This is a genomic window from Flavobacterium sp. B183 (assembly GCF_023539155.1).
Taxonomy (GTDB): domain Bacteria; phylum Bacteroidota; class Bacteroidia; order Flavobacteriales; family Flavobacteriaceae; genus Flavobacterium; species Flavobacterium tructae.
The window spans coordinates 1,521,425-1,535,508 of the sequence record NZ_CP097434.1; the positions used below are offsets into that span (position 1 = coordinate 1,521,425).

The 14,084-nt window shown below is 35.0% G+C and carries 12 protein-coding genes; 7 read left to right on the forward strand and 5 right to left on the reverse strand.

Annotated elements, in window-relative coordinates:
* The first annotated feature begins 15 nt into the window (after positions 1-15).
* The 7 genes from M4I44_RS06945 to M4I44_RS06975 all read left to right on the forward strand — a co-directional run bounded on the left by M4I44_RS06945 (position 16) and on the right by M4I44_RS06975 (position 9,060).
* Positions 16-2,187 (forward strand): S9 family peptidase, encoded by a 2,172-nt coding sequence (locus tag M4I44_RS06945; protein WP_249966892.1) that lies wholly within the window; start codon positions 16-18, stop codon positions 2,185-2,187.
* 42 nt (positions 2,188-2,229) lie between these two features.
* The gene (locus M4I44_RS06950; RefSeq protein ID WP_017494793.1) at positions 2,230-3,906 is read left to right on the forward strand and encodes a peptide MFS transporter; all 1,677 of its coding nucleotides are present in this window, start codon (positions 2,230-2,232) and stop codon (positions 3,904-3,906) included.
* 79 nt (positions 3,907-3,985) lie between these two features.
* A complete protein-coding gene (locus M4I44_RS06955) occupies positions 3,986-5,644 on the forward strand; it encodes a peptide MFS transporter (protein WP_249966893.1) in 1,659 nt (552 codons plus the stop codon).
* A gap of 14 nt (positions 5,645-5,658) precedes the next feature.
* Entirely contained in the window at positions 5,659-7,143 is a 1,485-nt protein-coding gene (locus tag M4I44_RS06960; RefSeq protein WP_249966894.1) for a peptide MFS transporter, read from the forward strand.
* A 53-nt stretch (positions 7,144-7,196) separates the two neighbouring features.
* Positions 7,197-7,664 (forward strand): thioredoxin family protein, encoded by a 468-nt coding sequence (locus tag M4I44_RS06965; protein WP_089076823.1) that lies wholly within the window; start codon positions 7,197-7,199, stop codon positions 7,662-7,664.
* Positions 7,665-7,890: 226 nt separating this feature from the next.
* Positions 7,891-8,343 carry a hypothetical protein gene (locus M4I44_RS06970; RefSeq protein ID WP_017494797.1) on the forward strand — a complete coding sequence of 151 codons (453 nt, stop codon included), beginning with the start codon at positions 7,891-7,893 and terminating at the stop codon, positions 8,341-8,343.
* A 270-nt stretch (positions 8,344-8,613) separates the two neighbouring features.
* Positions 8,614-9,060: a hypothetical protein gene (locus M4I44_RS06975; protein ID WP_017494798.1), complete on the forward strand. Its 447-nt coding sequence runs from the start codon at positions 8,614-8,616 to the stop codon at positions 9,058-9,060.
* 52 nt (positions 9,061-9,112) lie between these two features.
* Here the strand turns inward: M4I44_RS06975 and M4I44_RS06980 are convergent, their stop codons facing one another.
* From M4I44_RS06980 to surE, 5 genes are all read right to left on the reverse strand, one after another.
* Positions 9,113-11,149, reverse strand: a complete 2,037-nt coding sequence (locus M4I44_RS06980) for a ComEC/Rec2 family competence protein (protein ID WP_249966895.1) — start codon at positions 11,147-11,149, stop codon at positions 9,113-9,115.
* Between the two features lie 50 nt (positions 11,150-11,199).
* Positions 11,200-11,685 (reverse strand): C40 family peptidase, encoded by a 486-nt coding sequence (locus M4I44_RS06985; RefSeq protein WP_249966896.1) that lies wholly within the window; start codon positions 11,683-11,685, stop codon positions 11,200-11,202.
* A gap of 11 nt (positions 11,686-11,696) precedes the next feature.
* Positions 11,697-12,815, reverse strand: coding sequence for a lipid-A-disaccharide synthase (lpxB, locus tag M4I44_RS06990; RefSeq protein ID WP_249966897.1), 1,119 nt, complete (start codon positions 12,813-12,815; stop codon positions 11,697-11,699).
* Positions 12,816-12,883: 68 nt separating this feature from the next.
* On the reverse strand, positions 12,884-13,156 hold the full coding sequence (locus tag M4I44_RS06995; protein ID WP_249966898.1) for a hypothetical protein: 273 nt from the start codon (positions 13,154-13,156) through the stop codon (positions 12,884-12,886).
* A complete protein-coding gene (gene surE / locus M4I44_RS07000) occupies positions 13,149-13,928 on the reverse strand; it encodes a 5'/3'-nucleotidase SurE (protein ID WP_249966899.1) in 780 nt (259 codons plus the stop codon). The genes M4I44_RS06995 and surE overlap by 8 nt, the downstream gene beginning before the upstream one ends.
* Positions 13,929-14,084: the final 156 nt, after the last annotated feature.

Here is a 14,084-nt window from a genome sequence, read left to right on the forward strand (position 1 = left end):
TTTAAAATAATTCTAATGAATACAGGTAAAATTACTGTTATATTTTTATTTTTAGTGACCACTATTTTTGGTCAGCAAAAAATTACTGTCGAGAATATTTATAGCGGAGCATTTCGGGCAAAAGGAATGGATGAACTGCAATCGTTAAAAAATACAGACCAATATACGGTACTAAATGTAGATCAGGCCAGCCGAAGCATGCAGATTGATTTGTACGATTTTGCAACACTAAAAAAAGTAGCCAATTTAATCGATACAAAGAATCATAAGGATCTTGCTGAAGGAATTGACAGTTATACTTTTGATGCCTCAGAGAAAAAGATTTTAATTGCCTGTAACAGCAAACAAATTTTCCGTCACTCGTTTACAGCAGATTACTTCTTATACGATATCACCACAAAAACGTTGAGCAAATTATTCGATTTTCAGATTCAGGAGCCAACTTTTTCTCCGGACGGAACTAAAATCGCCTATGCAAAAGAGAATAACTTGTATGTGTATGATCTGGCTTCGAAAAAATCAACAGCAGTTACTACCGACGGAAAGAAAAATGCTGTTATTAACGGTATCACGGACTGGGTTTATGAAGAAGAGTTCTCCTTTGTTCGTGCCTTTGACTGGAGTAAAGACAGTAAAAAATTAGCTTACATCCGTTTTGATGAAAGTGCTGTTCCGGAATTTTCGATGTCAATCTTTCAAAAAGATTTATATCCAACAATTGAAACGTTTAAATATCCTAAGGCAGGAGAAAAAAACTCAGTAGTATCTTTACACATTTATGATGCAGTGAGTAATGCAGGTAAAAAAGTTGATTTAGGAAACTACAATGACTTTTATATTGCAAGATTACAATGGACAAATGATAACAATGTATTATCTGCTCAGGTTTTAAACCGTCATCAGGACAATCTGGATTTGTTGTTTGTAGATGGAACTACTGCTGCAACAAAAGTAGTTTTGAATGAAAAAGACAAGGCTTATGTGGATGTTACCGATAATTTGACCTTCTTAAAAGACAATAGCTTTATCTGGACCAGCGAAAAAGACGGGTTTAATCATATTTACTTATATGATAAAAACGGAAAACTTAAAAATCAGGTTACAAAAGGAAACTGGGAAGTAGTGTCTTACTACGGTTTCGATGAAAAAAATAAAACAATTTTCTATCAGTCTACAGAAAATGGTTCAATCAACAGAGATATTTATCGTATTGCTTTAGACGGAAAAAATAAAATTCGTTTGTCTAAAAATACAGGAACAAGTGCGGCAACTTTTAGTCCAAACTTTCAGTTTTTTATCAATACTTTCTCAAGCAGTACACAGCCTACTACTTATACTTTAAACGAGGCGAAAACAGGAAAAGAAATTCAGGTTATCGAAAACAATCAGGCACTTTCTGCTAAATTAACAGCTTACAATTTACCAACAAAAGAATTTTTTGTTTTAAAAACAGCTAAAGGCAATGAACTTAATGCGTGGATTTTAAAACCTAAAGACTTTGATCCTTCAAAAAAATATCCGGTTTTCATGTACCAGTATTCCGGGCCTGGTTCTCAGCAGGTAAACAACGATTGGAACAATTCAGACGACTATTGGTTTGCATCTCTAACACAACAAGGTTATATTGTGGTTTGTGTTGACGGTAGAGGAACTGGTTTTAAAGGGGCAGATTTCAAAAAAGTTACTCAAAAAGAATTAGGAAAATACGAAGTAGAAGATCAGATTGACGCCGCAAAAGTAATTGGAGCATATCCGTATGTGGATGCTTCAAGAATTGGAATATTTGGTTGGAGTTTTGGAGGATTTATGGCTTCAAATTGTATTTTTCAGGGGAATGATGTTTTTAAAATGGCTATTGCTGTTGCTCCGGTGACCAACTGGCGTTTTTATGACAGCGTTTACACGGAAAGATACATGCAGACTCCTCAGGAAAATGCAAGCGGATACGATCAGAACTCTCCAATAAATCACGTTGACAAACTAAAAGGTAAGTTTTTATTGATTCACGGATCAGCAGATGATAACGTACACGTGCAAAACTCCATGCAAATGATGGAAGCATTGATTCAGGCCAATAAACAATTTGATTCTCAAATCTATCCGGACAAAAATCATGGTATTTATGGAGGAAAGACCAGGATTCAGTTATACAACAAAATGACTAACTTCATCAAAGAAAATTTATAATTATAAAACAAAACTAAAAACCTTAAATAAATAATAAAGAATATGGGAGAAACTCAGGTAAAAACAGCGCATCCAAAAGGACTTTGGGTATTATTCGGAACGGAGATGTGGGAGCGGTTCAACTTTTATGGAATGCGAGCTTTATTAACTTTATTTCTTGTAAATTCATTGTTGATGAAGGAAGAAGAGGCTTCTTTGATTTACGGAGGTTTCCTTGGGCTTTGTTATTTAACGCCAATGTTGGGAGGTTTTGTTGCCGATCGTTTCTTAGGAAACAGAAATTGTATCATCTTAGGAGGGTTGCTTATGGCAATCGGACAATTGTTGCTGTTTACCAGTGGTAGTGTGTTTGAAGGTAACAGAGCGTTTGCTACGATTATTATGTACACTGCATTAGGAGTTATCGTATTCGGTAACGGATTCTTCAAGCCAAACATTTCAAGTATGGTAGGAAGTTTGTATCCTAAACAGGAAAAGACAAAATTAGATAGTGCTTTTACTATTTTTTATATGGGTATCAATATTGGTGCTTTTTTAGGTCAGTCTATTTGCCCTTTGTTAGGAGATGTTAAAGATGCTGGTGGAGTTAGAGATATCCACGCTTTTAGATGGGGATTCCTTGCTGCTTCTGCTGCAATGTTTATCGGAACAATTCTTTTTTACTTCCTGAAAAATAAATATGTGGTTTCTCCTGAAGGAAAACCATTAGGAGGTTTGCCTTCTAAAAATGACGCCTCTGATTTTGAAGAAGGAGAAGCTCAGAAAGCTAATTTCTCAAGTAAAGCTTTAACAATTGCCGGAATCGCTTTTGTCGCTTTAGGATTCTTCTTCCATTATGTGGTAGGTCAGAACTTGATTTATACTTTGATTTATTCCAGTGGTTTGTCATTGGCCGGATTAATTATTTCGGATACTTCTTTGACTAAAGTAGAGAGAGACAGAATTATTGTAATTTACATCGTTTCTTTCTTTATTATTTTCTTCTGGGCAGCTTTTGAGCAGGCAGGTTCGTCATTGACTTTTATTGCAGACAACCAAACGGATAGAAATTTCTTCGGATGGCAAATGCCTCCGTCAATGGTTCAGATTTTTAACGGACTATTCGTAGTGCTATTAGCAGTGCCGTTTAGCGTACTTTGGGATACTTTAAGAGCCAAAGGTAAAGAACCAATTTCACCGGTAAAATTAGCCGTTGGTTTAGTGGTAATTTCGGTTAGTTTCTTTATGATCGCGACTCAGGTTTCTTATATCGGAACATCAGGGTTGTTATTGGTAAAATGGCTTATTTTATTATATTTCTTAAATACATGTGCTGAATTATGTTTGTCTCCAATTGGTTTGTCATTGGTAGGTAAACTTTCTCCAAAACGTTTTGCGTCGTTATTGTACGGAGTATTCTTCTTGTCAAATGCTTCAGGTTATGCTTTAGGAGGAACTTTAGGTTCAATCTTACCAGCAACCGGAGACAAATTTGCAAAAGCAAAAGAATTAGGAATTGACCTTCAGGCAGTTTTAGATAACAAAGTTACACCAACAGCTGAACAATTAGCTTTATTAGAGCACCACCAAATTAGTGCTCATAATCACTTCTTTGCCGGATTCGAAATTCATAACTTATACGAATTCTTCATGGTATTTGTTGTTTTAACAGGTATTGCTGCAATTATTTTATTTGCTTTGACTCCATTTCTGAAAAGAATGATGCATGGTGTTAGATAACATAAATCGTAATCATATATAAAAAATTACCTACAGGTTTAGGCTTGTAGGTAATTTTAATTTTAAAGACTTTATAGTTATGTGGAAAAAACACCCAAAAGCATTGCCATTCCTGTTTCTGTCTGAAATGTGGGAACGTTTTGGTTATTATTTAATGATCGGAATTTTTACTTTATATCTGAAAGATGTAAAGAGCGGTTTTGCTATGACCGAGAAAGAGGCTTCTGATTTATACGGGACTTTTATTGCTTTGGTTTTTCTGACGCCGTTTATTGGCGGACTAATTGCCGATCGGTATTTAGGATATAGAAAATCAATCATCCTTGGCGGAATTTTAATGGGGGTTGGTTACTTCTTAATTGGAGTGCATGATTTGACCATGCTTTATATCGCCATGACTTTGATAATTGTTGGAAATGGTTTTTTTAAACCCAATATTTCTACATTACTGGGCAGTTTTTATTCTAAAGAAGAGTATAAAGATAAAAAAGATGAAGGTTACAATATTTTCTATATGGGGATTAATGTTGGAGGCTTTATCTGTAATTTCTTTGGAGCTGCTTTGCAAATCCTTTTGGGATGGCATTGGGCTTTTATGGCTGCCGGTGTCGGAATGTTTATAGGTGTTATTGTGTTTTTGTTGGGTACGAAGCATTATGTGGGACACGACCAGAAAAAAGGAGTGCAGGAAGGAGATATGCCTTTTTATAAAATTATACTGTTTATTTTATTGCCCTCTTTTGTTTTTGGAGCAATTGGCTGGTTGATAAAAGGAGTAGCTTCCGATGCTAATGTGAATAGTTCTATATTTGGTTCAGACAGTACAGACGCTTTCATTTTTGCATGTATTCCAATAGTCCTCTTTTACGGTTCGCTTTATTTTAAAGCAAAAACAGAAGATAAGCGATCAATAGGAGCTTTATTGGCTATTTTTGGAGTAGTGATTTTATTTTGGGCAGTCTTTAAGCTTAATGGCTCGGCGCTTACTACCTGGGCAGATCGATATACTGACAGAGAGGTAACTGGAACATCAGGTAAGGTAATTGCAAAGCTAAAACTGGCAAAAGAGGTCGAATATAAAAAGGACTCTACGGAACTATACGACGATCAGTTTCGTTTGCAAAAAGTAAACGGAGTGGTTAAGAAAGAAGTCAATTATCCTTTATATTTTAGAAATGTTGCTCCGGATAAATTACCGGCAGAAGGTGCTAAGGTTCATCTTTGGGCAACAAATTTAAGTCAGTCTATCAACCCGGGCTGGGTCGTTATATTAACTCCTTTGGTCGTTGCATTTTTCTCTTTTTTACGAATGCGTAAAAAAGAACCTTCAACACCTACAAAGATTGCTTTCGGTTTGCTGATTTCGGCGCTGTCTGTTTTGGTTATGATAGCTGCTGTAAAAATTGGGGGTAACGGTACAGAGAAAGTTAGTGCATGGTGGTTAGTAGCGAATTATGGTATTATAACAATTGGTGAATTGTTTTTGAGTCCCATGGGATTATCAGTAGTTTCCAAATTAAGTCCTGTTAATATAACTTCTTTAATGATGGGAGGCTGGTTTCTGTCAACTTCTATAGGGAATAAACTAAGTGGTGTTTTAGCCAGTATGTGGGATAGTTACGACAATAAAGTCAACTTTTTTTGGATAAATTTTGCGCTGTTAATGTTTGCGACAATATTGATGTTTGCTTTAGTAAAGCAACTTAACAAAGTGATGAAAGAGAGAGGAATTAATTAATTATTTATAAATAAATGGAGCAAAAAATCACTTTAGAAGAAATTCAAAATTTTAAAGGCAATTATCCGAAACAATTATGGTATTTGTTTTTTGTCGAAATGTGGGAGCGTTTTTGCTTTTACGGAATGCGTGGGGTTTTGGTTATTTTTATGGTTGATCAGCTTTTCTTGAAAGAAGATCATGCCAGCGAGCAGTATGGTGCTATTCAGGCTTTTGTATATGCCTTTACATTTATTGGAGGTATTTTTGCCGATAAAGTATTAGGATTTAAAAAATCGTTGTTTTTTGGAGGAATCATCATGATTCTGGGGAACCTTTTGATTGCTATTGCGCCTCATGATTTCTTTTATTACGGAATTGCTTTTTCTATTATTGGGACAGGTTTTTTTAAACCCAATGTTTCCTCGATGGTCGGAGAATTGTATCGTGAAGATGATGGTCGAAGAGATGCAGGTTATGGGATGTTTTATGCCGGTATAAATGTTGGCGGACTTTTTGGTGGTGCTTTGTGTGTGTATTTAGGGAAGTTTTATTCTTGGCAATTGTGCTTTTTATCCGCTGCAATTGTAATGTTTTTAGGGTTGATCACCTTCTTGTTTACTAAAAAATATTTAGGACCAATTGGTGATTCTCCGTTATTGAATTTAACACCACAAAAGAGACGAATTCGTGAGATAGCCGTATATGCTGTGTCTATTTTGAGTTTGCCTTTTATTTTTATAATGGTTAAGAATACGAAGTATACGGATTATTTTATGTATACTATTGGTACAGTTGCTGTTTTGTATTTTGCTTATGAATTGTTTAAACTGGGAGATTCTAAATTGCAAAAGAAGCTTTTTGCTGCTTTTCTGTTTGTATTTTTCTATTTCCTGTTCAATTCTATTTACGAACAAAGTGGTGGATCGTTATCGCTTTTTGCAAAAGATAATTTGAATAATAAATTGTTGTTTTTTACAATTGATCCCAACGTTGTGAACAACAGTTCGAATACTTTTTTTGTAGTAGTTTTAAGTCCGCTTATTGGTTTGTTGTGGATTTGGTTAGGGAAACGGAAAATTGAACCGAATACTTTAATTAAATTCGGAATTGGGTTTTTATTCCTGGCAGCTTCCTTTTACATCTTCTATCTGACTAAATTCTTTGCTGATGCTAACGGAATTGCTTCATTAAATGTCTTTACGTTTGCTTATCTGATAACCACTATTGGGGAACTTTGTCTGGGGCCAATCGGAATGTCAATTATTACCAAATTATCTCCAAAAAGATTATTCGGAATGATGATGGGGTTGTGGTTCCTGGCAAGTGCTTTTGGACAGTTGGCTGCGGGTAAACTGGGAGCCGAGATTTCCAGATCAAATACCGGCGACACCTTAATTTCTAAATTACAATCGTATACAGAAGGTTACTATCAACTGGCTATTTATTCGCTAGTTGCGGGCTTGATATTATTAGCAATTTCGCCAATTATTAGAAAATTAATGCAAGAAGTAAAATAGACGACATTTTACGATTCTTTTTTTGTTTAAATTTGTGTGTAAAATAAAAGGATATGAAAAAAATATTTTTAATAACGCTTTTTTTAGCGGGAGCATTTGTAACGCAGGCACAAGAGTTAAAATGGTATACGGATGTTAAAGAAGCGATCACTGTTAGTAATAAAGAGAAAAAACCTTTGTTAATGTTTTTTACCGGAAGTGACTGGTGTGGGTGGTGTATTCGTTTGCAGAATGAGGTTTTAAAAACCGCTGAATTCAAAAAATGGGCGAGCGAGAATGTAGTGTTGGTTGAGCTTGATTATCCAAGAAGAACGCCTCAGACACCAGAGCTTAAAAATCAGAATAATGAATTACAGCAAGCGTTTGGAATTCAGGGATTTCCGACTATTTATTTCACAAGCGCAGAGTCAAAAGACGGGAAAGTGAATTTTAAAGGATTGGGTCAGACAGGATATGTTGCGGGTGGCCCGACTGCCTGGTTAACAGTTGCTGAAGGAATTGTACATCCTAAAAAATCGTAGCATAAACATTAAATTACAATTATAGTTAGAAAAACTCCTTGCCTTTTGGCAAGGAGTTTTTTTGTTTCGTAAGAAAAAGCAATAACTAAATTTTACACTTATTGTGTATTTTGTAATTTATTTTGGTTAAAAAAACACATAATATATTTTTTGTATTAATAAAAATTGGAAAATTAAAATATTATGTTAATTTCGTCTTAATATTCTAACCAAAAACCAATTTAATATGACCAAAAAAATACTTATCCTACTGTTTTTTTTAGGTTCAATTTTTATGCAGGCGCAGAATTTAGTTTGGAAAACAAATATGACGGATGCTATTGCGCTTAGTAATGAACAGAAAAAACCAATGCTAATTTTATTCACTGCCTCAGGTGTGCCGGAAAATCTTCAGAACGAAATTTTTAAAACTCCAGACTTTGCGGTTTGGTCCCGTGACAACGTTATTCTTGTAAAACTTGATTTGTCTGACAGTACAGCGGATGAAAGTGATAGAGAACAAAAGCTCAAATTGAAAAATGCTTTTGGAGTGGAGGACTTGCCTGAAGTTTGTTTTGCAAGTGCTTCGATTAGAAAAAATAAAACCACATTTAGCGCTTTAGGTAAAATTGCGTATAAACCGGGTGGTGCAAAAGCTTGGATCGCGGAGTCAAATGCAATTTTGCATTCAGGTGAGTAGTAAGATTTAAATTAAGTTTCTTAGTTTAATTTGTAGATTCCCTTTTTGCTCTTGAGTGAGAAGGGATTTTTTTTTGAACAGTTTATCCGGATAATCAATGGTTTTGTTATTTAAAAGGGTATATTTTTTTATTTTCTTAAAAATCCAAGACTTTATTAATGAATTTGAATTTATGTTACTTTTTTAACTCATTTTATTTGATTTTCACTTGTTTGGTGAAGATATTATGTTAATTTAGTCGCATTAACCTACTTAAAAAACCAATTTAGTATGAACCGAAAATTACTTATTTTATTACTTTTTTTAGGTTCGTTTGGCCTGCATTCGCAAAATTTGATTTGGAAAACAGATATGAATGATGCTATAATGGCGAGTGATTCACAAAAACGGCCCTTATTAATTTTTTTCACTGCTGCCGGAGTTTCGCAGAGAATCCAGAGTGAAATTTTTGTTACACCTGACTTTGCAGTATGGTCGCGTGATAATGTCATTTTGGTAAAACTGGATATGTCAGATACAGAAGCATCTGATATGGTAAAGGAGCAAAATGTCAAGTTAAAAAACGCTTTAGGCATTCAGGAACTTCCGCAAGTATGTCTTTTAATGGCTTCCGTCAGAAAAGGCAAAACTACTTTTAATAACTTAGGTTTGGTTCCGTACAAGCAAGGTGGCGCAAAAGCTTGGATTGCAGATGCAAATTTAATTCTGAATCCCTGAATCTTGTAGAATTAAACGAACTATTTTGTCTTTTCGGACTAAGTTTGATTTATTAGTTTAAAGAATAAAATCCCTTTTCGGCTGTGGCATGAAAAGGGATGTTTTTTTTACGGCAACTGCTTTTCCAGATTTTTTGAATAGAGTAAGAATTTGATGCATCTGCAATTATAATTTTAGGATGCAGTTCTTTCAGAACACGGTCTAAATTGATTTTCGGGGATTGAATCAACAATACTATGTCAGGTGGAGAGCTGATTTTATAAACTCCGGAACTGTCAATCACTAAGATCTTTTTTCCATTAAAATATAGCAGGTTTTTGATGCTGACAGTAGTGCTTAATTGGCTAAAATCACTCGACAGATAAGAATTTAGAAGAGTTGCTTTCGGGGATTGAAGTAAAAGAGTATCATTTGAAAACACTTTGATACGACCTCCGTTTTTCTGAGAAATTATAGAGTTGCTTTTTGTGTGAAAAACGATCATTTCACGTTTGGTCGCGGTTTCTCTCTTGGTGTAAATCATGGAAATCTGAAATGCTATAATTGAAATCAATACAGCGAAAGTTGTATTGTAATTTTTTTTCTTACCCCAGATTATGACAGAAATAATTAGAAAGTAAGAGGAGATAAGAAGACAAAAGTTGAAGCTAATGTTGCGAATAACAAACCAGTAGAGTGATGCAATATAATGGATGGTATAGTTTAAGAAGAAAATACTTTTTTCAAATATCGCAGTGAGGACCATTGGAGGAGGACAAAAAACAGCAATAAGCAATACTAGGATTCCGGCAATCATGATAAAAGATAATATAGGGATCATAACAATATTGGTAACAAAAAATAATCCCGGAAACTGGTGAAAATAGTACAAGCATAAAGGTAATGTGCCTATTTGAGCAGCGAAAGAAACGGTTAGTGCATTCCAAAGAAATTTTGTAATCTTCAGCTTCGGAGACCAGATACTGTTTAAGAGAGGCTGTAGCCAAAGAATGAAAAACAAAGCAAGATAACTTAACTGAAAACCAACATCAAACAAAAAGTAAGGCTCGAAGAGTAGGATTAAAAACAAAGAGACAAGTAAAGTATGATACGTGCTTCCTGTTCTTCTCAGATGGCTGCCAACAGCAAGAAAAGAAAACATGACAACAGAACGAAGTACCGACGGAGATAATCCTGAGATTACGGCAAAAAGTGCGAGAGATAACAGTATTGAAATCAATTTTAATAAAGAGCCCTTTCGCGTGTTGGGAACAGGTTTTAAAATAAAACTAATGAACAGCATGATAAAACCAACATGAAGACCGGAAACTGACAGAATGTGCGTAGCCCCTGAGAACTGATAATCCTGAATCAAATCATTTGAAATTTCTTGTCGCTGTCCCAATATAAGAGCAAGTGCAACGTTCATTTCCGTTTGACGAAAACCTGTTTTTTTCAGATTATTATAAATTCTGGAGTGTAAACGTCCGCAGTAATACCAGATGTCTTTTTGAAGTTTTTTATTAACTTCGATTTCTGTTTTATTGAGGTACAACTGACCATAAATCTGTTTATCTGAAAGGTATTTTTGGTAGTCAAACTGATTTGGGTTTTTATTCGCGCTAGTACGTTGTAAAATGGTTTTGGCTTTTATTATGTTTCCAATAATAATTGGATTTTCAGCACTGTCCTTTTCTACATTTACAAGAATTTTTCCGGAGTACTTCCTGTTGTTGATTTTCTTTACCTGCACATAGTAGCGGTCGCTGTATGCGTTGCTTTTTAGTTTTTCGCGTACCATAAAAGTTATCGTTTGTGGAGAGCTAAAAACTTCTTTACAATGAGTATAGTTGGATTCTTGCAGTGATTCTGTATGAAGTAAAAGCGTTGCAATGCCAATAAGGAAAGAAATGAAAGAGATACTTATTCCAAAATAGATGCTTCGCTTGTTATTCTTTTGAAGGGAAGTGTAAACTAGTAAAAAAGCAGTAAAACCAAGAACAAAAACGGAAGTTACTACTGAGAATTTTGACGGGTAATAATAAGCAACCAAAATACCACAGCTAAACCAAATGGTAATTTTAGTTAAAGGAAAATCTAATACTTTCATGAGTCAAAAGTATTAAATTATTTGTAAGAAAAAAGATATATTTTATATGGTTATTCTAGTACCCTGTTGATTTGAGCAAATGAATTTTGATAATAAGGTTCTTTAGTAGATGAAATAATGACTCCCTTTGAGGTAGAAGAATGTACAAATTTGATCTCATCTGATTTTACTTCTACGATAAGCCCAACATGATTGATCTGTTTGCTTCTGTTTGTTTTGAAGAAAATTAAATCCCCTTTTTGGGCGTCATTAAATTTAATGATTCTTCCCACCTTAGCCTGCTCAAAAGAGTTTCGGGGTAGTTTTATATTTTCTGATTCAAAAGTGGTAAACACTAATCCGGAACAGTCGTAGCCACTTTTGGTGGTGCCTCCGACTTTGTATCGCACCCCAATATTGTCTGTTGCGTGTTCGATTAAATGCGTAACCGTATATCTGTTTTCCCGCTTTGATTCTTTGTTGCCCACCGCAGTTGAGGCCGATTTACAGGAAGCAAAAAGGACAGTGATGAGTATTAAATAATAGATTCTTTTCAAAGCAAGAAGTTTTAAACGTGTTTTAAATCAGCTACAATAAGCTTTGCGGTTTTTTTACTGGCTCCGACACCTCCCAGTTTTTGCTCTAAGATGTCATAATTCTTTAATAATTTTTCGCGATAGTCAGAAGTCAGTAATTTTTGTAATTCTTCTTTAATTCGTTTCGTGTTACATTCACTCTGAATTAATTCTGTAACCACTTCTTCATCCATGATTAAATTGACAAGTGAAATATATTTTAGCGTGATAATGCGCTTGGCAATTTGATAGGAAATAGCACTTCCTTTGTAGCAGACTACTTCGGGCACTTTAAAAAGAGCCGTTTCTAATGTAGCTGTTCCGGATGTTACCAGAGCTGCGGTTGAAGAGCGTAACAAATCATACGTTTTGTTCGATACAAATTTGATGTTTTTATTGCTGATGAATTGCTGATAAAACTCAAAATCCTGACTTGGAGCACCGGCAATTACAAATTCATAATCCTGAAAATCATCCACAACGCTTAGCATCACACTTAGCATTTTTGTGATTTCTTGTTGACGGCTTCCGGGTAAAACTGCAATAATAGGTTTCTCTCCCAGTTGGTTTTCTTTTCTGAAGGTTGTTTCGTCAAAAGAAGGCTGATTCTGAATAGCATCAATCAGAGGATGCCCAACAAAATCGACCGGAAAATGATGTTTGTCCTCGTAAAAGCTTTTTTCGAAAGGTAAAATCACAAACATCTTGTCAATATCATTTTTGATTGCCTTGATACGATTCTCTTTCCAGGCCCAGATTTGCGGAGAAATATAATAATGCGTTTTATAATGTAAAGCTTTGGCCCATTTTGCAATACGCATATTAAAACCGGGATAGTCTATAAAAATCAAAACATCAGGTTGAAATGCTGTGATATCTTTCTTGCAAATTTTAATATTGTTTAATATGGTTTTTAAATTGAAAAGAACTTCAACAAACCCCATGAAAGCCAGTTCGCGGTAATGTTTTACCAGAGTTCCGCCGGCTTTTTGCATTAAATCACCGCCCCAAAATCTAATTTCCGCCTGAGGATCTTCCTCATATAGTGCTTTCATTAAATTAGAACCATGTAAATCTCCTGACGCTTCACCAGCTATTATGTAGTACTTCATATTGATTTTTTTGAAAGTGTGTTTCCAACTTTAAACGCAAAATAATTTTTGCAGCACAAAGATAAGATTTAAATAAATAAAGTTGAAATCGCAAGAACAATGACTGCCAAAACAACACCTCTGGCCATCAGTTCCCGGTTCGTTTTTAGAAAAATACCAAAAACGGCCAAGTCTAAAACGGTACCGATTGTGATTACTTTTCCGAGATATCCTTGATGCCTGATGGTTTGAATTCCCATAAAGAAATCAAATTTGGTGAAGAACGAAACAAACAAAAAACTTCCAAGCAAAGCCGTGAAAATTCCAATAACAAAGCCTATGGTAATGTCTTTTTTATTCATTTAATTTCCAGGTATTAAGCTGCTGCATGGTATGATGAGCGGTCAGATCAAACTGTACCGGAACAATTGAAATGTATCCGTTTTCTAAAGCCCATTCATCAGTATCTTCACCTTGATCTTCGTTTGTGAATTTTCCGGTAAGCCAGTAATAATCCTTACCGAAAGGAGTCTGTCTTTTGTCAAATTTTTGTGCGTAGTATGCTTTCGCCTGACGACAAACTTTTATTCCTTTGATTTCTTCTTCTTTTAGTTTTGGGAAATTTACATTTAAAACCACACCCGGAGGGAGTTTGTTTTGCAGAGTTTCTAAAGTAATGTTTTTAACGAACGACTTGATCGGTTCAAAATCGGCATTCCAGTCAAAATCCAGTAAAGAAAACCCAATTGCCTGAATCCCTTCGATACCGGCCTCTACAGCAGCACTCATCGTACCGGAATAAATCACATTTATAGAAGAATTTGACCCGTGATTGATCCCTGAAACGCACAAGTCCGGTTTTCTTTTTAAAATTTCATTGACAGCCAGTTTAACACAATCTACAGGAGTTCCTGAGCAGCTATATTCCGTTACTACATCTTCTTCTTTAGAAATTTTGTCAAGAAATAAAGTGTTGTTTATGGTAATGGCATGACCCATGGCACTCTGAGGCTTATCCGGAGCTACTACTACGACTTCGCCAATAGTTTCCATCACACTGATTAAAGCTCTTATTCCGGGAGCTAAAATACCATCATCATTCGTAACTAATATTAGGGGTTTCTCATTTTTCATGCTAAAATCGTAAGGTTATATAAGGGGTTTAAGCAAATGTAGTGACAGATTTCGGTAGAAAACGAACAAAAAGTGCAAAATTTGTCAACTAATTTGAAGAAGATTTTTGCGCGTCAAACATTTTTATACCTTTAACAAAAAATTATAGCGGGCTTG